Annotated in this window: 20 protein-coding genes; 12 read left to right on the top strand and 8 right to left on the bottom strand. The window is 72.8% G+C overall.

Features of this window, described 5'->3' with window-relative positions; genetic code table 11:
* Positions 1-24: 24 nt before the first annotated feature.
* The 3 genes from SLAV_RS26940 to ybaK are packed head-to-tail and all read left to right on the top strand — an operon-like array spanning position 25 to position 2,891.
* The gene (locus SLAV_RS26940; protein ID WP_030228110.1) at positions 25-1,614 is read left to right on the top strand and encodes a hypothetical protein; all 1,590 of its coding nucleotides are present in this window, start codon (positions 25-27) and stop codon (positions 1,612-1,614) included.
* 34 nt (positions 1,615-1,648) lie between these two features.
* Positions 1,649-2,389 carry an LON peptidase substrate-binding domain-containing protein gene (locus SLAV_RS26935; RefSeq protein WP_030228108.1) on the top strand — a complete coding sequence of 247 codons (741 nt, stop codon included), beginning with the start codon at positions 1,649-1,651 and terminating at the stop codon, positions 2,387-2,389.
* A 4-nt stretch (positions 2,390-2,393) separates the two neighbouring features.
* Positions 2,394-2,891 (top strand): Cys-tRNA(Pro) deacylase, encoded by a 498-nt coding sequence (ybaK, locus tag SLAV_RS26930; RefSeq protein ID WP_030228105.1) that lies wholly within the window; start codon positions 2,394-2,396, stop codon positions 2,889-2,891.
* 154 nt (positions 2,892-3,045) lie between these two features.
* On the opposite strand, the gene SLAV_RS26925 is transcribed toward ybaK, so the two are convergent.
* From SLAV_RS26925 to SLAV_RS26910, 4 genes are read right to left on the bottom strand one after another with little or no spacing between them, the layout of a single operon-like run.
* Positions 3,046-3,696, bottom strand: a complete 651-nt coding sequence (locus SLAV_RS26925) for a hypothetical protein (RefSeq protein ID WP_100660975.1) — start codon at positions 3,694-3,696, stop codon at positions 3,046-3,048.
* A 28-nt stretch (positions 3,697-3,724) separates the two neighbouring features.
* Positions 3,725-4,510, bottom strand: a complete 786-nt coding sequence (locus SLAV_RS26920) for an ABC transporter permease (protein ID WP_030228097.1) — start codon at positions 4,508-4,510, stop codon at positions 3,725-3,727.
* Positions 4,507-5,544, bottom strand: coding sequence for an ABC transporter ATP-binding protein (locus SLAV_RS26915; RefSeq protein ID WP_388094966.1), 1,038 nt, complete (start codon positions 5,542-5,544; stop codon positions 4,507-4,509). Before SLAV_RS26915 ends, SLAV_RS26920 begins: the two co-directional genes overlap by 4 nt.
* Before the next feature lie 28 nt (positions 5,545-5,572).
* Complete coding sequence (locus SLAV_RS26910) at positions 5,573-6,892, bottom strand: NYN domain-containing protein (RefSeq protein WP_051840590.1); 1,320 nt, start codon at positions 6,890-6,892, stop codon at positions 5,573-5,575.
* Positions 6,893-7,114: 222 nt separating this feature from the next.
* On the opposite strand from SLAV_RS26910, the gene SLAV_RS41590 reads away from it, so the two are divergent.
* A complete protein-coding gene (locus tag SLAV_RS41590; protein ID WP_167456802.1) occupies positions 7,115-7,282 on the top strand; it encodes a hypothetical protein in 168 nt (55 codons plus the stop codon).
* Between the two features lie 103 nt (positions 7,283-7,385).
* On the opposite strand, the gene dnaE is transcribed toward SLAV_RS41590, so the two are convergent.
* Complete coding sequence (gene dnaE, locus SLAV_RS26905; RefSeq protein WP_030228091.1) at positions 7,386-10,928, bottom strand: DNA polymerase III subunit alpha; 3,543 nt, start codon at positions 10,926-10,928, stop codon at positions 7,386-7,388.
* Positions 10,929-11,094: 166 nt separating this feature from the next.
* Here dnaE and SLAV_RS26900 point away from each other — a divergent pair, with 166 nt between their 5' ends.
* The 5 genes from SLAV_RS26900 to SLAV_RS26880 all read left to right on the top strand — a co-directional run bounded on the left by SLAV_RS26900 (position 11,095) and on the right by SLAV_RS26880 (position 17,002).
* On the top strand, positions 11,095-12,420 hold the full coding sequence (locus SLAV_RS26900; protein ID WP_030228090.1) for a DUF2252 domain-containing protein: 1,326 nt from the start codon (positions 11,095-11,097) through the stop codon (positions 12,418-12,420).
* Positions 12,421-12,481: 61 nt separating this feature from the next.
* On the top strand, positions 12,482-13,171 hold the full coding sequence (locus SLAV_RS26895; RefSeq protein ID WP_030228089.1) for a hypothetical protein: 690 nt from the start codon (positions 12,482-12,484) through the stop codon (positions 13,169-13,171).
* 53 nt (positions 13,172-13,224) lie between these two features.
* A complete protein-coding gene (locus SLAV_RS26890; protein ID WP_030228087.1) occupies positions 13,225-14,019 on the top strand; it encodes a DsbA family protein in 795 nt (264 codons plus the stop codon).
* Between the two features lie 158 nt (positions 14,020-14,177).
* The gene (locus SLAV_RS26885; protein WP_030228086.1) at positions 14,178-15,821 is read left to right on the top strand and encodes an alkaline phosphatase D family protein; all 1,644 of its coding nucleotides are present in this window, start codon (positions 14,178-14,180) and stop codon (positions 15,819-15,821) included.
* Positions 15,822-16,045: 224 nt separating this feature from the next.
* On the top strand, positions 16,046-17,002 hold the full coding sequence (locus SLAV_RS26880; protein WP_030228083.1) for a zinc metalloprotease: 957 nt from the start codon (positions 16,046-16,048) through the stop codon (positions 17,000-17,002).
* A 114-nt stretch (positions 17,003-17,116) separates the two neighbouring features.
* Here SLAV_RS26880 and SLAV_RS26875 read toward each other — a convergent pair whose 3' ends face one another.
* A complete protein-coding gene (locus SLAV_RS26875) occupies positions 17,117-17,695 on the bottom strand; it encodes a dienelactone hydrolase family protein (protein ID WP_078950219.1) in 579 nt (192 codons plus the stop codon).
* 63 nt (positions 17,696-17,758) lie between these two features.
* Between SLAV_RS26875 and SLAV_RS26870 the strand changes: the two genes are divergently transcribed.
* Complete coding sequence (locus SLAV_RS26870) at positions 17,759-18,796, top strand: mechanosensitive ion channel family protein (RefSeq protein WP_078950227.1); 1,038 nt, start codon at positions 17,759-17,761, stop codon at positions 18,794-18,796.
* On the opposite strand, the gene SLAV_RS26865 is transcribed toward SLAV_RS26870, so the two are convergent.
* Both SLAV_RS26865 and SLAV_RS26860 read right to left on the bottom strand, forming a co-directional pair.
* Complete coding sequence (locus SLAV_RS26865; protein WP_078950218.1) at positions 18,765-20,198, bottom strand: sensor histidine kinase; 1,434 nt, start codon at positions 20,196-20,198, stop codon at positions 18,765-18,767. The genes SLAV_RS26870 and SLAV_RS26865 overlap by 32 nt on opposite strands.
* Positions 20,195-20,878, bottom strand: coding sequence for a response regulator transcription factor (locus SLAV_RS26860; protein WP_030228071.1), 684 nt, complete (start codon positions 20,876-20,878; stop codon positions 20,195-20,197). The genes SLAV_RS26865 and SLAV_RS26860 overlap by 4 nt, the downstream gene beginning before the upstream one ends.
* Before the next feature lie 73 nt (positions 20,879-20,951).
* Here SLAV_RS26860 and SLAV_RS26855 point away from each other — a divergent pair, with 73 nt between their 5' ends.
* Together SLAV_RS26855 and SLAV_RS26850 are read left to right on the top strand one after the other, a co-directional pair.
* Complete coding sequence (locus SLAV_RS26855) at positions 20,952-22,133, top strand: UDP-N-acetylglucosamine--N-acetylmuramyl-(pentapeptide) pyrophosphoryl-undecaprenol N-acetylglucosamine transferase (RefSeq protein WP_030228068.1); 1,182 nt, start codon at positions 20,952-20,954, stop codon at positions 22,131-22,133.
* Positions 22,130-23,128, top strand: a complete 999-nt coding sequence (locus SLAV_RS26850) for an SDR family NAD(P)-dependent oxidoreductase (protein ID WP_030228065.1) — start codon at positions 22,130-22,132, stop codon at positions 23,126-23,128. The genes SLAV_RS26855 and SLAV_RS26850 overlap by 4 nt, the downstream gene beginning before the upstream one ends.
* Positions 23,129-23,132: the final 4 nt, after the last annotated feature.

The following is a 23,132-nucleotide window of genomic DNA, read 5'->3' as shown; positions in this document are numbered from 1 at the left end:
CGCACGTGACAGCGGGGGGCTGCCATGACCGAAACGCAGGTGGACGGGCCACCGGCCGACCTGACCGATGTCGAACGCCACATGTGGCAGACCTTCCGGGCGGGCACGGTCTGTGACCTCGGCACCCGTGTGGCCGAGCAGGACGACCCGCACGGCGACGCGGAGTGGGGTCCCGAGCGCCGGGTCCGGGCGGAGGTCGTCGCCCTGCTCCTGCTCGCCGGGCCCGAGCCCGTCCCGGGCCGCGTCGGATGCCTGAAGCTGCGCGGCGCGCAGATCACCGGACGGCTCGACCTGTCCGGCGGCACGGTGCCCCCGTACGTCGAGATCCGGTCGTGCCGCTTCGACGGCGAGATCCAGCTCTCGGAGACCCGCTTCGGCACCCTGCGGCTGGACAACTGCGCCGTCCCCCGCATCGAGGCGGCCCGGCTGCACACCGAGGGGGACCTGCACCTGGCGCGCTGCCGGGTGGCGCGCGGGATCCGGCTGACCGACGCGCAGATCGGCACCGACCTGCTGATCAGCCACGCCGTCTTCCAGCGGGACAACCGGGGGCGGGCGATCGCCGCCGATGGGATGGCGGTCGCGCAGGACGTCCAGGCCGACATGGTGGAGACGTACGGCGAGGTGAGCCTGCGCGGGGCGAAGGTGGGCGCCTCGATGAGCCTGCGCGGGGCGCGGCTGCGCAACCCCTACGGCCGGCGCGCGCTGAACGCCCCGACCCTGACCGTCGAGCGGACCCTGTACCTGACCTCGGTCGGCCTGCCCCTGCAGGCGCCCGATCCGGCCCGCCCGTACGACTGGAGCCAGACGCCGACGCAGGGCGGGCCGCAGCGGCACTTCGAGTGCCGGGGCGGGCTGCGGCTGGACGACGGCCGGTTCGGGGACTCCGTCGACTTCTACGGGGCCCGGTTCGAGCTCCAGCCCGGCCAGGAGGTCTCGCTCCGGCGGATCCAGACCCCGGAGTTCCGCTTCGTCGGCGAGGCCCCGGAGCAGGGCCGGGTGGTGGTGTCGGGGGCGAAGGTGGTCAAGCTGGTCGACCGCTCCACGAGCTGGCCCGGCCCCGGCCGGCTGTCCATGGAGGGCTTCGTCTACGAGAACCTCGCCCCGCGGGGCCACTTCCCGCTCGCCCGCCGCCTCGACTGGGTGGCGGCGGCCACCCCCGAGTACTCCCCGGAGCCCTACGAGCGGCTGGCGTCCGTACTGCGGGACGGCGGGGAGGACGCGGACGCCCGCGAGGTGCTGATCGCCAAGCACCGGCGGCGCCGCAGCACCCTGCCGCCCGCGGCCAGGGCCTGGGGGTACCTCCAGGACTGGACGGTGGTGTACGGCTACCGGCCGGGGCGGGCGGCGCTGTGGATGGCGGTGCTGTGGGCGGCGGGCGCCCTGCTGTTCTCCGGCCACCGGCCGGAGCCGCTCAAGGCGGACGAGCACCCGCAGTGGAACGCCGCCCTGTACGCGCTCGATCTGCTGCTGCCGGTGATCGATCTCGGGCAGGAGGGCCAGTGGAAGGTGGAGGGCGGCTGGCAGTGGGCCGCGGCGGCCCTGGTCCTGCTGGGCTGGATCCTGGCCACGACGGTCGCTGCGGGCGCGTCCCGGCTGCTGCGGCGGGGGTGACGGCCCGGGGCGTGCGGCCACTACCCTGTGCCTCGTGACCACCGTTCGCCTGCCCCTCTTCCCGCTGAACCAGGTTCTGTTCCCGGGCCTCGTGCTGCCGCTCAACGTGTTCGAGGAGCGGTATCGCGCCATGATGCGCGAGCTGCTGAAGACCGGGGAGGACGAGCCGCGCCGGTTCGCCGTCGTCGCGATCCGCGACGGCCGGGAGGTGGCCCCCACCGCGCCCGGTCTGCCCGACCCGACGGCGCTGCCCGCGCGGGGTCCGGCGGCGGGCTTCGGCGCGGACCCGATCCAGGCGTTCCACCGGGTGGGCTGCATCGCGGACGCGGCGACGATCCGGGAGCGGGAGGACGGCACGTTCGAGGTGCTGGCCACCGGCACCACGCGGGTGCGGCTGCTGTCGGTCGACGCGTCGGGGCCGTTCCTGGTCGCCGAGCTGGAGGAGCTCGCGGAGGACGCGGGCGACGGTGCGGGCGCCCTCTCGGAGGGGGTCCTGCGGGCCTTCCGCAGCTACCAGAAGCGCCTGGCCGGGGCCCGGGAGCGGACCCTGGCCTCGACGCCGGACCTGCCGGACGAGCCCTCGGTGGTGTCCTACCTGGTGGCGGCCGCGGCCGTACTGGACATCCCGGCCAAGCAGCGTCTGCTGCAGGCTCCGGACACCGCGACGCGGCTGGCGGAGGAGCTGAAGCTGCTGCGCGCCGAGACCGCGGTGATCCGGCACCTGCCGTCCCTTCCCGCGGTGGACCTGACCCGCACCCCGACGAGCCCGAACTGAAGGCATGGCGAAGAAGCAGAAGCAGCAGACGGCGGGCACTCCGGCGATCGTCGCCCTGACGGCGGCCGGGGCGGAGTTCACCACGCACGCCTACGAGCACGACCCGGCCCACCCCTCCTACGGGGAGGAGGCCGCCGAGGCCATGGGCGTCTCCCCGGACCGGGTCTTCAAGACGCTCGTCGCGGACGTCGACGGGGTCCTCACGGTGGCGGTGGTCCCGGTCTCGGGCTCACTGGACCTGAAGGCCCTGGCGGGCGCGGTGGGCGGGAAGCGGGCGGCGATGGCCGACCCCGCGCTGGCGGAACGCACCACGGGCTACGTCCGGGGCGGCATCTCCCCGCTGGGGCAGCGCAAGCGGCTGCGGACGGTGCTGGACGCCTCCGCGTCCGCGCACCCCACGATCTGCGTGTCGGCGGGCCGCCGGGGCCTGGAGGTCGAACTCTCCCCCGCCACCCTGACCACCCTCACGGGGGCCACGGTGGCCCCCGTCGCCCGCCCTTAGCCTGCCCGGCTGATCACAGGATCGGTGGAGCCGCCGTCCGTGCCGGTGCGGCCCACTGCACGGCGCTCCGCGCCCGCGCCTCAATCGCCGGCGTCCGAGGCGCGGGGGTCCCGGGGAAGCCGGCCCCCGGCAGCGGACCCGCACCCGGACGGGGTCAGGACGTGGCGCGCGGGGGTTCCGACGGGGTCGGGTCGGCGTGGACGTGGGGCGGCGGGTAGGCCCCGTACCACTCGGCGGACGGCGACGGGTCCCGCGGACCCCAGACGGCGGTCAGCCCGAGGTGGACGGCGACGGCCGTCATCGGCCACACCAGCAGCGCCCCGTGCGCCAGCAACTGCAGCGGCGCGTCGAACGGCACCCCCTTGCCCGCCTTCGCGGCTGACGCCGCCACGTCGGAGCCCGGTCCGAGCCACAGCCCCAGCCGCCACCCCACCAGCGCGGCGAAGCACGCCCCGAGGGCCAGGCCGATCACCAGGGGTACGCCCCCGCGCCGCCGCCACAGGAACACGCCGAGCCCGCTCAGCACCCCGAACCCCAGCGCCAGCAGGAAGAACGTCCCGTCGGCCCCGATCCGCGCCTCGCTCTCGGTGTCGCGCAGGAAGACGTTCTCGCCGTTGGAGACGTACTGGACGCGCGGCGCGAGCCACATCCACAGCAGCCCGAGGAGCACCCCGGCCACGCCCACCACCAGGGCGACGGCGGCCCCGTCACGGATGTCCGCCGGGGTGACGGCGGCCTCCGGCTTCGGGAGCTCGGGGAGGTCGGAGGGGGATGACGGCGGGGTCACGGCTTCGGTCACCCCCACATCGTGCCAGGTACGCCCGGCGGCGGCGTCAGCGGACCGCCGCCCGCCGGTAGGCCCAGGTGGCGACGGCCAGGGACAGCACCCCGACGGCCCCGCACACCCCGAGGTCCAGGACGACGGCGGACCAGTGCGGGTGCGGGGCGAAGGTCTCCGCGAAGGCCTGCACCCCGTAGGTGGACGGCAGGAGGTCCCGCGCCCACACGATCACGTCCGGCATCCGCTCCGGCGGCAGCACCCCCAGCAGCAGCGCCGCCGACATGCCCAGCTGCCCGGCCAGCGTGGCCAGCTCCTGGCGCGGGGCGAGCAGCCCCAGCGCGGCGCCGAGCCCGGCGAGGGCGGCCCCGGCGAGCGGCACCACGGCCGCCAGGATCCACAGCCCGCCCATCGGCAGCCCGAACAGCACGCAGCCGAAGACGGCCGTGACCAGGGTCCCCGGCAGGGTGAAGGAGGCGTACGCGGCGGCCGCGCCCAGCACCACCGAGGCGGGCGGCACCGGCAGGGTGGCGTAGTGGTCCAGCCCGCCGCTGGCCCGGAGCTGCCCGAAGTACTGCGCGAGCAGGTTCAGCGCGACGAAGGCGACCACCAGCACGGAGGAACCCGCGACGACGGCCCGCGCCTCGGAGCCGCCGCCCCCGTCGACCACGCCCCGCATCAGGATCATGATCCCGACGGACTGGAAGGTGGCCACGAACAGCAGCGGGATCCGCGCCACGCGCGCCCGGGACAGCTGGGCCCGGTAGACGGCGGCGAGCGCGGGGAAGAAGCGGGCGCGGGGTGCGAGCACCCCGGGCACCGCGGCAGCGACGTCGGTCACGACTTGACCAGACCCTTCATCCGTCCACCCAGCGCGAGGTAGACGTCCTCCAGGCTCGGCGTGGCCAACGTGAAATCGTCGAGGGCGGCGAAGGCCGGGCCGCCGGTGACGGCGGCCACGGCGGCGCGGGCCTCGTCCTGGCCCAGCCGCAGCACCCAGCGCCGCCCGGACTCGGCCGCCCGCGGGGCGAGCTCCGCGACCGCGGGGACCTCCAGCGGCGGGGCGGTGCGCCACACCAGTTCCAGGCGGACCTCGTCGGAGACGCGGGCCTTGAGCCCGGCGGGGGTGTCGCAGGCGATGACCTTGCCCTGGTCGATGACGGCGACCCGGTCGAGGACGGTCTCGGCCTCGATGACGTTGTGGGTGACCAGCAGGACGGTGGCGCCGTGGCGCTCGCGGCGCCGGTCCACGGCGGCCCACACGGCCCGCCGGGCGACGGGGTCCATGCCGGTGGTGGGCTCGTCGAGGACGAGCACGGGCCGTTCGCCGACCAGGGCCGAGGCGAAGCAGGCGAGGCGGCGCTGGCCGCCGGAGAGCTTCTTCAGGGGGCGTCCGGCGATCGCGGTCAGCCCCAGTTCCTCCAGCACCTCGTCCCGCGCGGTCCGCGCTTCGCGCGCGCCGAGTCCGCGGAGCCGGCCGGTGGTCTCGGCGGCGAGGGCGACGGTGAGCTCGTCGAGGGCGGTGGACTCCTGCCCGAGGTAGGCGAGGAGGCGGGCGGCGCGCTCGGGGTGGCGCACGAGGTCGTGGCCGAGCAGGGTGACGGTGCCCTCGTCGGGCCGCATCAGCCCGGTCAGCTGGCGGACCAGGGTGGACTTGCCGGCGCCGTTGGGGCCGAGCAGGCCGAAGACCTCGCCGCGCCGGACCTCCAGGGAGATGCCGTCGTTGGCCCGGGTCTCGGGCAGGGCGGGGGCCCCGCGCCGGCCGCGTACCGCCGGGTACGTCTTGACCAGGTCACGCACCGCGCAGACCACGTCGGAAGCCGCTCCGGCGGCCGCTGCCGTGGGGTGCCCTGCCTGTGCTGTGCCCGTACTCACGAGGGAGCAGCCTACGCGGCTTCCGCCCCTACTCGGCCGCCGGGGTCGACGGCCCGGAGGGCACCGGGGCGCCCGCCGGGCCCGGTGCGGCGCTGACGTGCTCGGCCGCCGCGCGGACGTCGATCTCGCGCCAGAACCCGGCGCGGATGGCGTAGCGGTCGTGTTCGTCGATCTGGTCGTCCTTGTGCGCGAGGAGTCCGAAGCGGGCGGCGTAGCGGAGCAGCTCCCCGTCGATCCGGTGCGGGACGCGCGGGTACATGGTGGCCAGTTTCTGCAGGTGGACGGTCTCCGGGAGCCGTTCCATCCAGCGGCGGGCGAACACCTGGCCGACCTCGAACGGGTCGCCGCCGACGGTGGTGATGTCCTCCTCGCGGTCCGCCCAGCGCTGTTCGGCGCTGGTGAGCTGGGCGAGGGTGGGCAGCGAGGCGGTCTCCGCCGGTTCGCCGAGGGGTCCGGCCCGGTCGATCCAGCCCCGGTCGGAGGACCAGCGCAGGGCGCTGCCGGCGGGGGCCGGGGCGGGGCGGTCCTGCCGGTCGGCCGGGGCCGGACCGGGGGCGCGCAGCGAGGCGAGGTCCTTGGGGGTGGGGACCGGCTTGGCGCCTTCGGTGGCGGGCGCCGGTACGGGTGCTCCGTTCGGGTGGCTGCCGGGGGCTTCGCGGTCGGCGGTGTCCGGGGCTGCGCCGTTGCCGTTGCGGGCGGCTTCGGCGAGGGCCGCCTCGGGCAGGGGCGCGGAGAGGATCGCGGCGATCTCGGGGCGCGGGGCGGGCGGCGGGGGGCAGAGCCCGGCCAGGTCGCGGGCGCGGACGGCCCGGGTGATCCAGGCCCGGTCCAGGACGCGGCGTTCGTCGGCTTCGGCGACGAGGTCCTCGGACTGGTTGTAGTCCCCGTCGGCGGCCTGCACGGCCCACAGGTGGACGGCGACCCCGTGTTCCTTGGCGGACATCAGCCCGGGGAGCAGGTCGCCGTCGCCGGTCACCAGGACCACGTCGGAGCAGGCCCGGTTGCGGGCGAGTTCGGTGAGTTCGGCGTGCATGGCGGCGTCCACGCCCTTCTGCGCCCAGCGGCCGTCGCTGCGGGTCAGGGCGCCGAGGCGGACGGTGACCCGGGGCATGACGCGCAGCCGGCGGTGTTCGGGCTGCGGCACCCGGTCGGGGGCTCCGTCGAACCAGTAGATCCGCAGGAGGGGCTGCTCGGTGTCGGCCTCGGCCCGCTCGCGCAGGCCCTGGATGAGGGCGGTGTGGTCGACGGTGATGCGGGAGCGGGAGGGCTCTCCGGCGAGGAGGCTCGCGGCGGCGCCGAGCAGGTATCCGGCGTCCACCAGGACGACGCATCGGTCCACGCGTTCCACCCTCTTCCGTGGGGTTCCCAGGGGGTCCTCGTTAGGTTTTCCCCGAGTCTGCCCGACCGCAAGGGTGTTGACGGCCGGAACTCGATCATCGGCGTGGCGGATCTCCCGGCGGGCCGGAAGAGGGGCTCCACTACGCGCAGTAATGATCCAAAATGCGTGGTTTGTGGGGGTGTGTGAGTGTGAAGGCGGCCCTGGCCCCTACACCCCCCACGGAGGCATCCCATGGCCAAGAACAAGAACCAGAAGCAGCCGGCCAAGCAGCAGCCCCGCTCGGCGCAGGATCCGTCGAAGGCGTCGATGGAGTCCGCGCCTGACGAGCGCTCCTCCCAGTCGCCGAGCCCGCTGGACATGGCCCACAAGGGCAAGCAGAAGCGCTTCGGCCACAACTGACGCGGCCGCCCAGGTACGCGCGAGGGCGCGCCCGGAATGTCCGGGCGCGCCCTCGCTCGCGCATGGGTGGGGGTCCGCGCGTACGGCCGCGGGCCCCTCGGGGCTAGCCGGCCAGGCAGGAGGGGCCGAGCAGCACCTTGAGGTCGCCGAAGAGCGCCGGGTCGGGCTGGACCCGGTGCCGGTCCAGGCGCAGCACGGTGGTGGTCCGCGGTCCCTGGAGCTTGATCCGCACCTCGGTGTTGCCCTTGTGGTGGCGCAGGATCTCGCCCAGACGGGTCACCATCGGCGGGGTGACCTTGACGGTGGGGATGGTGAGGACGACGGGGGCGTTGGTCCCGGCGGAGGAGAGGTCGGGGACCATCATCTCCATGGCGACCAGCCGGGGGACGTCCTCGCGCTTGTCGAGGCGGCCCTTGACGAAGACGACGGTGTCCTCGACCAGCTGGGTGGAGACGAGCTGGTAGGTCGCGGGGAAGAACATGCACTCGATGGATCCGGCGAGGTCCTCGACGGTGGCGATGGCCCAGGCGTTGCCCTGCTTGGTCATCTTGCGCTGGAGGCCGGAGATGATGCCGCCGATGGTGACGACGGCGCCGTCGGAGTGCTCGCCGCCGGTCAGCTGGGAGATCCCGGCGTCGGTCTTGTCGGAGAGGACGTGCTCCAGGCCGAAGAGCGGGTGGTCGGAGACGTACAGGCCGAGCATCTCGCGCTCCTGGGCGAGCAGGTAGGACTTCTCCCACTCCACGTCGGAGAACTCCACGTCGAGGCCGAAGCCGGGCTCGTCGCTCGCGCCCTCGTCACCCATTCCGCCGAAGAGGTCGAACTGTCCCTCGGCCTCCTTGCGCTTGACGGCGACCACGTTGTCGATCATCGACTCGTGGTGGGCGACCAGACCCTTGCGGGTGTGGCCCATCTCGTCGAAGGCTCCGGCCTTGATCAGGGACTCGACGGTGCGCTTGTTGCAGACGACGGCCTCGACCTTGTCCAGGAAGTCGGGGAAGGTGGAGTACTTCCCCTTGCTCTTCCTGGTCTTGATGATCGACTCGACGACGTTCTGGCCGACGTTGCGCACCGCGGTGAGGCCGAAGAGGATCACGTCGTCGCCCTGGGCGGCGAAGTTCGGCTCGGACTCGTTGACGTTCGGCGGGAGCACCTTGATGCCCATGCGCCGGCACTCGTTCAGGTAGATCGCGGACTTGTCCTTGTCGTCCTTGACCGAGGTGAGGAGCCCCGCCATGTACTCGGCCGGGTAGTTCGCCTTGAGGTAGGCGGTCCAGTAGGAGACGAGGCCGTACGCGGCGGAGTGGGCCTTGTTGAAGGCGTAGCCGGCGAAGGGCACCAGGACGTCCCACAGGGCCTGGATGGCCTGGTCGGTGTAGCCGTTCTTCCGGGCGCCCTCCTGGAAGATCGTGAAGTTCTTCGCCAGCTCCTCGGGCTTCTTCTTGCCCATCACGCGGCGCAGGATGTCGGCCTCGCCGAGCGAGTAGCCGGCGATGATCTGGGCGGCCTTCTGCACCTGCTCCTGGTAGACGATCAGGCCGTAGGTGACCGCGAGCACCTCTTCGAGGGGCTTCTCCAGGTCCGGGTGGATCGGGGTGATCTCCTGCTGCTTGTTCTTGCGCAGGGCGTAGTTCGTGTGCGAGTTCATGCCCATCGGGCCCGGCCGGTACAGGGCCGAGACGGCGGAGATGTCCTCGAAGTTGTCGGGCTTCATCAGGCGCAGCAGGGAGCGCATGGGCCCGCCGTCGAACTGGAAGACGCCGAGGGTGTCACCGCGGCCGAGGAGCTCGAAGGTCTTGGGGTCGTCGAGCGGGAGGGCCAGGAGGTCGATGTCGATCCCCTTGTTGGCCTTCACCATCTTGACGGCGTCGTCCATGATCGTGAGGTTGCGCAGGCCGAGGAAGTCCATCTTCAGCAGGCCGAGCGATTCGCAGCTCGGGTAGTCCCACTGGGTGATGGTGACGCCGTCGGTGTGCCGCACCCAGACGGGCACGTGGTCGGTGATCGTCTCGCTGGACATGATCACGCCGGCGGCGTGCACGCCCATCTGGCGGACCAGGCCCTCCACACCGCGCGCGGTGTCGATGACCTTCTTCACGTCCGGCTCGTTCTCGTACATCCCGCGGATCTCGCCGGCCTCGCCGTAGCGGGGGTGCGAGGGGTCGAGGATGCCGGAGAGCGGGATGCCCTTGCCGAGGACGTCGGCGGGCATGGCCTTGGTGAGCCGGTCGCCCATGGCGTACGGGTAGCCCAGCACGCGGGCCGAGTCCTTGATCGCGTTCTTGGCCTTGATGGTGCCGTAGGTGCCGATCATGGCGACCTTGTCCTGGCCGTACTTCTCCGTCACGTACCGGATCACCTCGACGCGCCGACGCTCGTCGAAGTCGATGTCGACGTCGGGCATGGAGACGCGCTCGGGGTTCAGGAAGCGCTCGAAGATCAGGCCGTGGGTGAGCGGGTCGAGGTCGGTGATGCCCATGGCGTACGCGACGATCGAGCCGGCCGCGGAGCCTCGGCCCGGGCCGACCGCGATGCCCTGGTTCTTGGCCCACATGATGAAGTCGGCGACCACGAGGAAGTAGCCGGGGAAGCCCATCGAGATGATCGTGTCCATCTCGTACTCGGCCTGCTTCATCCGGTCGTCCGGGATGCCCCCGGGGTAGCGGCGGTGCATGCCGCGCATGGTCTCCTCGCGGAACCAGCTGACCTCGGTGTGGCCCTCCGGGATGTCGAACTTCGGCATCAGGTTCCGGAACTTGAACATGCCCTCGGTGTCGATCTGGTCCGCGACCAGCTTCGTGTTGGCGCAGCCCTCCTGCCAGGCGTCCGAGGAGTCGATGGCGTACATCTCGTCGGTCGACTTCAGGTAGTAGCCGGAGCCGTCGAAGCGGAAGCGGTCGGGGTCCGAGAGGTTCTTGCCGGTCTGGATGCACAGCAGGGCGTCGTGGGCCCCGGCCTCGCTCGCGTAGGTGTAGTGGGAGTCGTTCGTCACCAGCGGCGGGATGCCGAGCTTCTTGCCGATCTCCAGGAGCCCGTCGCGGACCCGGCGCTCGATCTCGATGCCGTGGTCCATCAGCTCCAGGAAGTAGCGGTCCTTGCCGAAGATGTCCTGGTATTCGGAGGCCGACTTCAGGGCCTCGTCGAACTGGCCGAGGCGAAGGCGCGTCTGGAGCTCGCCCGAGGGGCAGCCGGTGGAGGCGATCAGCCCCTCCGACCACTTGGAGATCGTCTCCTTGTCCATGCGGGGCCACTTCGTGAGCCAGCCCTCGGCGTAGGCGTCGGAGGACAGCCGGAAGAGGTTGTGCAGGCCGGTGGCGTTCGCCGCCCAGATCGTCTTGTGGGTGTAGCCACCGGAACCGGACACGTCGTCGCGCTTCTGGTGGGGCTGGCCCCACTGGATGCGCCGCTTGTTGCGCCGGGACTCGGGTGCGACGTACGCCTCGATGCCGATGATCGGGGTGACCCCGGCCTTCTGGGCGGTGTGGAAGAAGTCGTACGCCCCGTGGAGGTTGCCGTGGTCGGACATCGCGATGTGCGTCATGCCCATCTCGTTGCACGCGTTGAACATGTCCTTCAGCCGCGCGGCACCGTCCAGCAGCGAGTACTGGGTGTGGACGTGCAGGTGCGTGAACGGCGTCTTGGTCACGGTGGGAGCCTCCGGGGGGAGAGAGGGGCGGCAGCTTTGAATCCTACGTCTCCCGGCTGACACGAACGGGGCACCGACCGGTACCTTCATCCGTTGCAGACCCAAGGACACCTGTCCGAAATGCGATCCCGTACGTGATCGACCAGCGCCATCAGGAGGATCCGCCATGGCGGTACCCGAGACGACCGACGAGCAGCGCGCCGAGCAGATACTCGACGTGTTCGACACCGCGTTCGGAGAGCTGCTCGCGGCCGACCCCGCCGCCTTCCAGGTCAAGTTCCGGAAGATGGCGGCCTCGGCCTTCGCCTTCTACCGGGGCACCGCCTGCCTCTTCTACGCCGACCTGGAGCGCGACCGGCACGGCGGCCCGTACCTGGACGAGCAGACGGGCCGGGTGTGGATCCACGGCGACCTGCACGCCGAGAACTTCGGCACGTACATGGACTCCAACGGCCGGCTCGTCTTCAACGTCAACGACTTCGACGAGGCCTACGTCGGCCCCTTCACCTGGGACCTCAAGCGCTTCGCCGCCTCCGTGGCCCTGATCGGCTACACCAAGGCCCTCAGCGACGCGCAGATCAGCGAGCTGGTGCGGATCTACGCGGGCGCCTACCGGGAGCGGATCCACCACCTGGCCACGGGGGCCAAGCACGAGGAGGTCCCCTCCTTCACCCTGGACACCGCCGAGGGCGCGCTGCTCTCCGCCCTGCGCTCGGCCCGCTCCCGCACCCGTTTCTCCCTGCTGGACTCGATGACGGAGATCCGCGACCACGAGCGCCGCTTCAGCGACGGCGGGGGTGCGATCGAGCTGGACGCGGCCACCCGGTACAAGGTGCTGGCCGCCTTCGACGGGTACCTGGAGACCCTGCCCGAGGAGTCCCTGGTCCGCCCGGACTCCTACCGGGTCAAGGACGTCGTGGGCCGCCGGGGCGTGGGCATCGGCTCGGCCGGCCTGCCCTCGTACAACATCCTGCTGGAGGGCCACAGCGACGCCCTGGAGAACGACGTCGTGATCTACCTCAAGCAGGCGCAGACCCCGGCCGTGTCCCGGCACATCACCGACCGGGCGGTGCGCGAGTACTTCGAGCACGAGGGCCACCGCACGGTGATCTCGCAGCGCGCCCTCCAGGCGCACGCCGACCCGTGGCTGGGCTGGACGGAGCTGGACGGGGCCGGACAGCTGGTCGCGGAGGTCTCCCCGTACGCGGTGGACCTGGACTGGTCGGACCTGGACGACCCGGAGGAGATCGCGGTGGTGGTCGCGGACCTGGGCCGGGCCACGGCCACCATGCACGCGGCGGCCGACGCCGCGGAGAGCGGCCAGTCCCTGGTCCCCTTCTCCACCGAGCGGGCCATCGACGCGGCGATCGCCGCCGACGAGGAGGGTTTCGCGACGCTCCTGGTGGACTTCGCGCACGCCTACGGGGCCCGGGCGCGCGCCGACCACCAGATCTTCGTGGACCTGTTCCGCAACGGCCGGATCATGCCGTAGTTCCGCTGCCGCGGCGGCCCGGGGCCCTGGATTCACAGGGAGGCATGAAAGACTCGCGACGATGGACATATCAGGGGCAGGACCGAGGGCACTGCGTGCCGCGCTGTTCAGCGCGCTCGTCGTGCTGCTCTCGGCGGGCTCCCACGTGCTCCTGTCCCGGGTCCCGCTGCCGCCCCTGCTGGCCGCCGGGGCCTTCGCGGGGGTCTTCGCGATCGCGTTCGCGCTGGCGGGCCGCGAGCGGGGCTTCGGACCGATCGCCGGGCTGCTGGTCCCGCTGGAACTGGCCGCCGACACGGTCTTCACCGCCGGGCAGCGCGTCTGCTACGGCCCCGCGGGCGGGCCGGTCTCCGGCCCGCTGCACGCGCTGGGCCTGGACGAGCTGTGCGGCGGGACCCCGGTGGGCGGCCCGCTGACCTCGGTGGCCGGACCCGTCGGCGATCCCGCCGCCCTGCTCGCCGCCCCCGGGCCGTGGACGCCCTGGCTGCTGCTGGGCGGGCACGTCGGCGTCGGGCTGCTGGCCGCCGCGTGGCTGCGGCACGGCGAGCGGGCCCTGGCCCGGCTGCTGCGGGCGGTGGCCGCCCTGGCGTTCCGGCCGCTGCTGCTGGCGGTCGCCTCGGTGACGGCGGGCGCCGGGCCCGCCGGGCGGGCGCTGCGCCCGCGGTTCCCGGGCACGGCCGCCCGTACCCGCTTCCCGGCACATTCCGTGGGACGGAGGGGACCTCCCGCACGTGCGGCGCTCGCGAGCGCCTGACGTACGTACGGCAGTCCCCCTCCCCAGCCCTTCCACGCCCCACGGAGATCATCATGAGTGCACGCAACAGCCAGCAGAACAAGGCCGCCGCCCGCGAGAAGCTGCGCATCGAGCGCGAGAAGCAGGCCAAGAAGGACAAGGTGCGCCGCCAGGCGCTGGTGGCCGGCGGGCTCGTCGCCCTGCTGGCCCTGGCGGGGGGCGTCGGCTACCTGGTCGTCAAGGGCAACGAGCCCGGCTACTGGGAGAAGGCCGCCGACGCCACCCTGGTCAAGCCGAAGAACACCGAGGGCGCGGACGGCCTGACCGTCGTCGTCGGCAAGCCCGAGGCCAAGAAGACCCTGGAGATCTACGAGGACTCCCGCTGCCCGGCGTGCGCCGCCTTCGAGCAGTCCTCCGGCGAGCAGGTCAAGAAGGACGTCGACGCCGGCAAGTACAAGCTCCGGTACTTCGGTGCCACCTTCATCGACAACGCCGCCAAGGGCGAGGGCTCGAAGAACGCGCTGAGCGCGCTGGGCGCGGCGCTGAACGTCAGCCCGCAGGCCTTCCTCGACTACAAGGCCGCCCTGTACTCCAAGGACCTGCACCCCGACGAGAGCGTCGACAGCTTCGCCAAGGACGACTACCTGATCAAGGTCGCGGACACGGTTCCGGCGCTCAAGGGCAACGCCGAGTTCAAGAAGGCCGTCGAGGACGGTACGTACGACCGGTGGGCGATGGACATGTCCAAGGCCTTCAACAAGTCCGGGGTGACCGGCACCCCGACGCTGAAGATGGACGGCAAGAAGATCGACACCCCGGCCACGCCGGAGGCGTTCACGGCCGCGATCGACAAGGCCCTGGCCGGCTGATCCGTCCGCATCCGGCCGCAATTGGGCGGACAACGGGTGGGTGAACTCCCAGAGTTCGCCCACCCGTTGCCTTTTCGAGACTGTTCCTGGCTGAATACCGATCAGTAATATGATCGCCCGTGACCAGTCATCTCACCCCCTCCGCCGACGGCGCCCCCATGGCCGCCCGCCCGGCACACCCGCGCCGCCGTTCGGTCGTCCTGGCCGCCGCCGCCACGGCCGCGCTCGCACCGATCGCCGGGCTCGGCGCCGCGGCCGCCCACGCGGCCGGATCCGCGCCCGCGTTCCTGCACGGCGTCGCCTCGGGCGACCCGCTGCCCGACGGGATCCTGCTGTGGACCCGCGTCACCCCGACCGCGGAGTCCGTCCCCGGCTCCGGCGTCGGCCCGGACACCGCGGTGGGCTGGGAGGTGGCCGAGGACAAGGCCTTCTCCCGGATCGTCGCGAGCGGTTCCGTCACCGCCCGCGCCGCCACCGACCACACCGTCAAGGCCGACGTGCGCGGACTGCGCCCGCAGACCCCGTACTGGTACCGGTTCACCGCCGGCGACGCCGTCTCCCCGGCCGGACGGACCCTGACCGCCCCGGCCGCCGACACCCGCACCCCCGGCGTGCGCTTCGGCGTGGTGTCCTGCGCCAACTGGGAGTCCGGCTACTTCTCGGCGTACCGGCACCTGGCCGCCCGCGCCGACCTGCACGCGGTGCTGCACCTGGGCGACTACATCTACGAGTACGCCACCGGGACCTACCCGGAGGCCAAGTACGTCGTGCGCCCGCACGAGCCCCGCAACGAGATCGTCTCGCTGGCCGACTACCGCACCCGGCACGGCAAGTACAAGACGGACGCCGACCTCCAGGCCCTGCACGCGGCGCACCCGATCGTCGCCATCTGGGACGACCACGAGTTCGCCAACGACTCCTGGTCCGGCGGCGCGGAGAACCACACCCCCGGCGCCGAGGGCGACTGGGCGGCCCGGGCGGCCGCCGCCAAGCAGGCCTACTTCGAGTGGATGCCCGTCCGCCCCTCCATCGCGGGTACCGTCTACCGGCGGCTGCGCTTCGGCACCCTCGCCGACCTGCACCTGCTGGACCTGCGCAGCTTCCGTTCGCAGCAGGCCAAGGTCGGCAGCGGCTCGGTGGACGACCCCGAGCGCACCATCACCGGACGGGCCCAGCTGGACTGGCTCAAGGCCGGGCTGGCGTCCTCGAACGCGGCCTGGCAGCTGGTGGGCACCTCGGTGATGATCTCGCCGCTGGCCTTCGGCGCGCTGCCCGCGCACCTGCTGAAGCCGCTCACCAAGCTGCTCGGCCTGCCCGAGGGTGGAATAGCGATCAATGTGGATCAGTGGGACGGCTACACGGACGACCGCAAGGAACTCCTGGGCCACTTGAAGGAAAAGAACATCAAGAACACGGTGTTCCTGACCGGCGACATCCACATGTCGTTCGCGAACGAGCTGCCGGTGGAGAAGGCAACGTACCCGGGCTCCGGGACGGCGGCGACCGAGTTCGTGGTGACCTCGGTGACCTCCGACAACCTCGACGACACGCTGCACGTCCTGCCGGACACGCTCTCGCTGGTCGCGGAAGGGGCCGTCAAGGCCGCGAACTGGCACGTCAAGTGGGTGGACATGGACTCCCACGGCTACGGGGTCCTGGACGTGACGGCCGAGCGCTCGCAGATGGACTACTACGTGGTCTCGGACAAGCGGCGGCAGGACGCGACCTCCTCGTGGGAGCGCTCGTACCGCACGCCGAGCGGCACGCAGAAGGTGGAGCGGGCCGACCGTCCGGTTTTCTGACATACCGTCAAATCTGCTGTCGACAGGGGCTCCTGACGCAAGACCAGGAGCCCCTACCGCATCATCGGCAACAAATCTTTAACCTCCGGGTACTTGCCAAATGAATGACATGCACACGTAAGCTTCCGGCCAGCGTGAGGAAATACCTCACCCCCCACCACGCTTCGCGAGGAGTCAACGTGCGCGCCGTTGCCCGCATATCCCCCCTTCTTCGCCGCCGCCTCATGGGCACGGCCGTCCTGGCCTCGACCCTGGCCTTCGCCCCGCTGACGGCCCCGACCACGGTCGCCGCCGCCGCGGCGAAGACCCCCGCCGAGGTCTGTGCCGAGCAGGGCTCCGCCCCTGCCAACGCCCGCGTGGCCCGGCCCAAGGACCACCACGCGGCCGACCCCAACGAGATCAGCGCCGACCAGGTCAAGTCCATGGACGCCGACCTGAAGAAGAAGCTCGCCCAGCTCCAGCTCTCCCCCCAGCAGAGCGAGGGCATGCGCGCCGGCGCCGCGGCCGCCGTCACGACCATCCCGGTCTACGTGCACGTCATCACCTCCGGCACCACCGGCAAGCTGACGGCCGCCCAGATCAACAACCAGATCGCGGTCCTCAACGCGGCCTACGCGGGCCAGGGCACCGGCAACGTCAACTCCGGCTTCCAGTTCAGCCTGGCCGGGACCGACTACACCGACAACTCGACCTGGTACAACGTCTCGGACGGCACCAAGGCCGAGAAGGACATGAAGAACGCCCTGCGCAAGGGCGGCAAGAACGCGCTCAACCTCTACACCGCCAACCTCGGCGGCGGGCTCCTGGGCTGGGCGACCTTCCCCAGCTCCTACGCCTCGGCGCCCAAGATGGACGGCGTCGTCATCCTCAACTCCTCGCTGCCCGGCGGCTCCGCCACCAACTACAACGAGGGCGACACCGCCACCCACGAGGTCGGCCACTGGATGGGTCTGTACCACACCTTCCAGGGCGGCTGCACGGGCAGCGGCGACTCCGTCCCCGACACCCCGGCCGAGTCCAGCGCGGCCTTCGAGTGCCCGACCGGGCGCGACACCTGCACCGCGCCGGGCGCCGACCCGATCCACAACTTCATGGACTACACGTACGACTCCTGCATGTACCAGTTCACGGCCGGCCAGGTGTCGCGCATGAAGAGCATGTGGACGGCCTACCGCGCCTGACCGGCGGCAGGTCCTTCCCGCTCCGTCCGCTCCACCGCGCCTCCCCGCGCACCGGCAGGGCCCCCGGCGTCACCGCCGGGGGCCCTGCCCCGTCCGTACGGCCGGCCCGCGCCCCTACAGGCTGTCGAGGAAGCCGAGCGCGACCTTCCAGGTCTCCTCCGCCGCCTCGGCGTCGTAGTCGTCCAGGTCCGGGTCCGTGAAGAGGTGACCGGCCCCCGGATAAGTGTGGACCTCCACGTCCGCCCCGGCCCGCCGCATCCGCAGGTACCAGGCGGTCAGCCAGTCGTGCGGCTCGAAGGGGTCCGGGTCGGCGACGTGCAGCTGCACCGGCAGCTCGTCGGCCGACGCGTCCTCGTCCAGGTCCGCCGTGCCGTGCAGGAGCAGCAGGCCGCGCGCCTTGTCGTCGGCCAGCGCCAGGTGCTGGGCGACCGAGCCGCCGTAGGAGAAACCGGCGTACACCAGACCCTGGTCGGAGTACGGCGCCACGGCCAGGACCGCCCGCTTGAGCAGCTCGTCGCGGCCGACCTCGTCCTGGTGGGCCATCCCCTCCTCGACCGTCGCGAACGTACGCCCCTCGAAGAGGTCGGGCACCTGGACCTGGTGACCGGCCGCGCGCAGCCGGTCGGCCGCCGCGTGCACCGCGGGCCGCAGCCCGTACGTCGAATGGAAGAGCACGATGTTCATGCCTCCCATCGTGCCATTCACCGCGAAGGCAGGAGTCGCGGGACCCGTCGCGGTTAGGTTCAGGGTATGGAGATGGAGAACGTCCTGCGTCCCGTCGTGGCCCTCGCCGCCGTACTGGTCCTCACCCTGCTCGCCGGGTGGCTGCTCGACCTGCTGCTGCGCAAGGCCGACGCCCGGCACACCGAGACTCCGCTGTGGGGGCTGCTGCGCCGTTGCGTCCCGCCCTTCCGGCTGGTCCTGGCCACGGGCCTGCTCCAGGCCTCGTACCGGCGGGCGGGCGTCTTCCCCGCCCACCGGGCCGCCGTCGGGCACGTCCTGGCCCTGCTGATGATCGCCTCGACCGCCTGGCTCCTCGTCCGGATCGCCACGGCGGTCGTGGACTCCGTCTACTCCCGCTACGCCGCCTCCCACCCGAACGAAGCCCGGGTCCGCCGCGTCCGCACCCAGGTCACCCTGATCCAGCGGGTGGTCGTCGCCGTGGCGGTGGTGGTCTCCGTCGCCGCGATGCTGCTGACCTTCCCCGCCATGAGGGTGGCCGGCGCCTCGATGCTGGCCTCGGCCGGTGTCCTCGGCATCGTGGCCGGCATCGCCGCCCAGTCCACCCTCGGCAACCTCTTCGCCGGACTCCAGATCGCCTTCGGCGACACCGTGCGCATCGGGGACACCGTCGTCGTGGACAAGGAGTGGGGCACGGTCGAGGAGATCACCCTGACCTTCCTCGTGGTCCGCACCTGGGACGAACGCCGCATCACGATGCCGGTCTCCTACTTCACGAGCAAGCCCTACGAGAACTGGTCGCGCGGCGGCGCCGAGATCACCGGCACCGTCTTCTTCCACCTCGACCACGCGGCGCCGGTCGCCCTGATGCGGGACAAGCTGGCGGAGCTCCTCAAGGACATCCCCGAATGGGACGGCCGCACCGGTTCCCTGGCCGTGACCGACACCACACCGAACACCATCGTGGTGCGCGCCGTCGTCACGGCCAGGAACGCCGACGAGGTGTGGACCCTGCGCTGCGCGGTGCGCGAGCAGCTGGTCACCTGGCTGTCCGCCCAGCACCCGTACGCCTTCCCCCGGGTCACGACCTCGGAGACCGACCCCCGCCCCTAGGCCCTGTCGGGGTGCGCGGGGGTCGGAACGTCAGGCGCAGCAGCGCGCCGCCGCCGGGTGCGGGCTGCGCCGTCAGCTCCGCCGCGTGCGCCCGCGCGATCTGCCGGGCCATCGCCAGCCCCAGCCCCGAGCCCGGCAGGGCGCGGGCGGTCCCGGCCCGGTAGAAGCGGTCGAAGACGTACGGCAGGTCCTCCGGGGCGATGCCCGGGCCGTGGTCGCGGACCGTCAGCTCGGGGGCCCCGCCCTCGCGCGCCGTCAGCTCCACCTCCACCGGCAGCCCCGGCGGGCTGAACTTCGCCGCGTTGTCCAGCAGGTTCCCCACCAGCCGGCTCAGCCGCGCCGGCACCCCCGGCACCACCGCCTCGGCCGTCTCCACCCGGAACTCCACCGCGGGCCAGTGCGCCCGGGCCGCCTCCGCGCAGTGCCGCACGAGCAGGTCCAGCCGCACCTGCTCCACCAACGGCGTCGGCTCCTCGTCCCGCGCCAGCTCGATCAGGTCGTTCACCAGCCCCGTCACCTCCCGCAGCTGGCGCCCCAGCGCGGCCGCCGCCCGCTCGCGCTGCGCGGTGGTCAGCCGGTCGGCCCGGGCCAGCAGTTCCGCGTTGGTCCGCAGCGCCGTCAGCGGGGTCCGCAGCTCGTGCGAGGCGTCCGCGACCAGCCGCCGCTGCGCGGTGACGGACTGCTCCAGTTCACCGAGCATCGTGTTGAAGCTCCCGGCCAGCCGGGTGATCTCGTCCTCCCGCCCCGGCGGCGGCAGCTCGATCCGGTGCCGCGGATCCCGGGTCGCGGCGATCCGCTCGGCCATCGCGGTCAGCCGGGTCACGGGGGCGAGGCCGGTCCGGGAGACCCAGCGGCCGAGTACGGCGGCCAGCAGCACTCCCGCCACCGCCGTCAGGACGAGCCACCAGGTGGCCTCCCGCGTCCCGCCCTCGACGCTGTCGGACCGCAGCGCCACCTGGAGGGCCCGCCCCTGGGCGTAGTCGGTGGTGAGCATCCGCGCGGGGTGCCCGTCCACCGTGATGTTCGAGAAGTACGGGGCCCGCGTGCCCGCGGCGACCTGCCGCGCGGCCGGGGCCACGGGCAGCAGTCCCGGCGCGGGCGGGTCCCGGTCCGGGTCGGCCGGCACCACCTCCGCGCACGCGGGGGCGGCCAGGAAGCGGCACTCCCCCGCCAGCGTGCCGGGCACCTCGTCGGGGTGGCGCTGCGCGGCGAGCCGGGCGGACTGGGTCAGGTTGAGATCGAGCTGCCAGTACAGCGCGTCCCGTACGACGAAGAACGCGGTCACGCACACCACGACGGCCACCAGGGCCACGGCCGCGGTGACGGACAGCGCGAGCCGGGTCCGCAGCGGCCCCCGCCTGCGCCAGGACGGGGCGCGTCGCCGCCGGTCGGCGCGTTTCACGCCGTGTCCAGCCGGTAGCCGACCCCGTGCACGGTGTGGACCAGCCGGGGCTCGCCGCCGGCCTCCAGTTTCCGGCGCAGGTAGCCGACGTAGACGGCCAGCGAGTTGGAGTCCGGCCCGAAGTCCTGGCCCCACACCAGTTCGAGGATCAGCTCGCGCGGGAGCACCTGACCGGGGTGGCGCAGCAGCAGTTCCAGCAGCGCGGCCTCGGTCCGGCTGAACTCCAGCGGCCGCCCGCCCCGCCGGCCGGTCCGGGTGCCCGGATCCAGGACGAGGTCGTCGAAGCCCAGCGGGGCGGCGCCCGGGGGCTCGGGGGCGGCCCGCCGCAGCAGGGCCCGCACCCGCGCGACCAGCTCGTCCAGCGCGAACGGTTTGACGAGGTAGTCGTCGGCCCCGGCCTCCAGCCCGTCGACGCGTTCGCTGACGGAGTCCAGCGCGGTCAGGACGAGCACGGGCGTACGGTCGCCCATCGCCCGCAGCTGCCGGCACACCCCCAGCCCGTCGAGCACCGGCATCAGCACGTCCAGGACGACCGCGTCCGGCTCCCAGCGCGCCACCTCGGACAGCGCGGCCAGCCCGTCCGCCGCCCCGCGCACCTCGAACCCCTCGATGGCCAGGCCGTCCTCCACGGCGGCCCGCACCTCGGGCTCGTCGTCGACCACCAGAATCCGCTGCCTCATGGGACAAAGCCTGCCAAAGGCAGCGACGAGAACCTCTTAGAACCTTCTTAGGACGCACCGCGAGTGTGCGTCCATGACCACTCGACACACACCGGCGGCACTCTCCGTCGTGATCGGTGCGGGCGGCACCGGCGGCCACATCTATCCGGGGCTCGCCCTCGCCGAGGCGCTGCGCGCCGCGGTCCCGGGGGCCGTGATCTCGTTCGTCGGGACCGAGCGGGGCCTGGAGACCGAGCTGATACCGGGCGCCGGCTACCGCCTGCACACCGTTGACATGATCCCCTTCGACCCGGCGCTGGGCGCGAAGCGCTACCTGCTGCCCGCCGCGCTGCTGCGCTCGGCGCACCAGGCCCGTGCGGTGATCCGGGCACAGGGCGCGCACGCGGTCGTCGGCATGGGCGGTTATCCCAGCGCGCCGGTGGTGCTCGGCGCCCGGCTGGCCGGGCTGCCCGCCGTGATCCACGAGTCGAACGCGGTGCCCGGCCGGGCCAACCGGTTCGCGGCCCGGCTCACCCCGCACGTCGCGGTGGCCTTCGACCGCAGCCGCGCCCGGCTGGCGGGCGGGGCGGGGGCGCTGACCACCGGCATGCCGATCTCCGCGGCGCTGGCGGGGCTCGCGGAGCTCCCCGGCCCGCGGCGCGCGGAGCTGCGCGCCGAGGCCCGGGGCGCGCTGGGGGTCCCCGCGGGGCGCCGGCTGGTGGTCTTCAACGGCGGCAGCCTGGGCGCCGTACGCCTCACCGGGGCGGCCGCCGGGCTGGCCGGGCTCTGGCAGGGGCGCGACGACGTACAGCTGCTGATCAAGACGGGCCCGGCGGCGCTGCCCGACACGGAGACGGACCTCACCGTGACCGGCGGGCGGCGGATCGCCCGGGCCGTGCCGTACCTGGACCGCATGGACCTCGTCTACGCGGCCGCCGACCTGGTGGTGTGCCGGGCGGGCTCCGCGACGGTGGCCGAGCTCGCGGCGACCGGGGTCCCGGCCGTGCTCGTGCCCTACCCGCACGCCCCGGGCGACCACCAGACGCACAACGCCCGGGTGCTGTCCGACGCGGGCGCGGGGCTGCTGCTGTCCGACGCGGAGGCCACCGCCGAACGTCTCGCCGAGCTCATCGGCCCGCTGCTGGCCGACCCGGCCCGGCTGGCGTCGATGGCGGGCGCCGCCGACCCCGGCCCGCACGCGCGGGCCGCCGAACTGCTGGCCGCGGAGGTCCTCCGCGTGGCCGGCCTCCCCCTCACCGCTTTGGAGCACGCATGACCACGAACTGGACCGGCCGTACCGTCCTCGTCACCGGGGCCGAGGGGTTCATCGGCTCGACACTGGTGGACCTGCTGGTGGCGCGGGGCGCCCGGGTCCGCGCCTTCGTGCACTACAAGCCGTACGCCGAGAAGGGCCACCTGGCCCGCTACCTCGCCGACCCCGGCGGCCCGGTGGAGATGTGGGCGGGCGACGTCCGCGACGCGGGCCGGGTCAGCGACGCGGTGGCCGGCTGCGACACCGTCTTCCACCTCGCGGCACTGATCGGGATCCCGTACAGCTACGCCTCGCCGGGCGCGTACGTGCAGACGAACGTCACCGGTACGGAGAACATGGCGGAGGCCTGCCGCCGGCACGGCGTGCGCCGCCTGGTCCACACCTCCACCAGCGAGGTCTACGGCACGGCCCGCACGGCGCCCATCGCGGAGGACCACCCGCTCCAGCCGCAGTCCCCGTACTCCGCCTCGAAGATCGGTGCGGACATGATGGCGCTCTCCTTCCACCACGCCTTCGAACTGCCGGTGACGGTGGTGCGCCCCTTCAACACCTACGGCCCGCGCCAGTCGGCGCGTGCGGTGATCCCGACGATCCTGGCCCAGCTGCACTCGGGCGCCCGTGAGGTCCGCCTCGGCTCCCTGGCCCCCACCCGGGACTTCACGTACGTGACGGACACGGCCGAGGGGTTCCTCGCGGTGGCGGAGTGCGAGCGGGCGCTGGGCCAGGTGGTCAACCTCGGCTCCGGCCAGGAGATATCCGTCGGCGACCTGGCGCAGGCGCTGATCGCGGCCTCGGGCCGGGACGCCGAGGTGGTCGTGGACCCGTCCCGGCTGCGCCCCTCGGGCAGCGAGGTCCAGCGCCTCCTCTCGGACAACTCCCGCGCCCGCGCCTGGGCCGGCTGGAAGCCCGAGGTCTCCCTGACGGAGGGCCTGCGCCGCACCTCCGACTGGATCGAGGCGAACCTGCACCTCTTCGCCCCGGACCGCTACCAGGTCTAGGCCG

The sequence above is a fragment of the Streptomyces lavendulae subsp. lavendulae genome (genome assembly GCF_002803845.1).
Lineage (GTDB): Bacteria > Actinomycetota > Actinomycetes > Streptomycetales > Streptomycetaceae > Streptomyces > Streptomyces lavendulae.
This window is presented reverse-complemented; position numbering and strand designations above follow the sequence as displayed.

What these genes read in the sequence shown, in the direction of transcription:
- SLAV_RS26895 (WP_030228089.1), top strand. Translation starts at nt 12,482, where the DNA reads ATGGACATATCAGGGGCAGGACCGAGGGCACTGCGTGCCGCGCTGTTC.
- SLAV_RS26885 (WP_030228086.1), top strand. Translation starts at nt 14,178, where the DNA reads ATGGCCGCCCGCCCGGCACACCCGCGCCGCCGTTCGGTCGTCCTGGCC.
- SLAV_RS26890 (WP_030228087.1), top strand. Translation starts at nt 13,225, where the DNA reads ATGAGTGCACGCAACAGCCAGCAGAACAAGGCCGCCGCCCGCGAGAAG.
- SLAV_RS26940 (WP_030228110.1), top strand. Translation starts at nt 25, where the DNA reads ATGACCGAAACGCAGGTGGACGGGCCACCGGCCGACCTGACCGATGTC.
- SLAV_RS26880 (WP_030228083.1), top strand. Translation starts at nt 16,046, where the DNA reads ATGGGCACGGCCGTCCTGGCCTCGACCCTGGCCTTCGCCCCGCTGACG.
- SLAV_RS26860 (WP_030228071.1), bottom strand. Translation starts at nt 20,878, where the DNA reads ATGAGGCAGCGGATTCTGGTGGTCGACGACGAGCCCGAGGTGCGGGCC.
- SLAV_RS26850 (WP_030228065.1), top strand. Translation starts at nt 22,130, where the DNA reads ATGACCACGAACTGGACCGGCCGTACCGTCCTCGTCACCGGGGCCGAG.
- SLAV_RS26870 (WP_078950227.1), top strand. Translation starts at nt 17,759, where the DNA reads ATGGAGAACGTCCTGCGTCCCGTCGTGGCCCTCGCCGCCGTACTGGTC.
- SLAV_RS26855 (WP_030228068.1), top strand. Translation starts at nt 20,952, where the DNA reads ATGACCACTCGACACACACCGGCGGCACTCTCCGTCGTGATCGGTGCG.
- SLAV_RS26900 (WP_030228090.1), top strand. Translation starts at nt 11,095, where the DNA reads ATGGCGGTACCCGAGACGACCGACGAGCAGCGCGCCGAGCAGATACTC.
- SLAV_RS26875 (WP_078950219.1), bottom strand. Translation starts at nt 17,695, where the DNA reads ATGGGAGGCATGAACATCGTGCTCTTCCATTCGACGTACGGGCTGCGG.
- SLAV_RS41590 (WP_167456802.1), top strand. Translation starts at nt 7,115, where the DNA reads ATGGCCAAGAACAAGAACCAGAAGCAGCCGGCCAAGCAGCAGCCCCGC.
- ybaK (WP_030228105.1), top strand. Translation starts at nt 2,394, where the DNA reads ATGGCGAAGAAGCAGAAGCAGCAGACGGCGGGCACTCCGGCGATCGTC.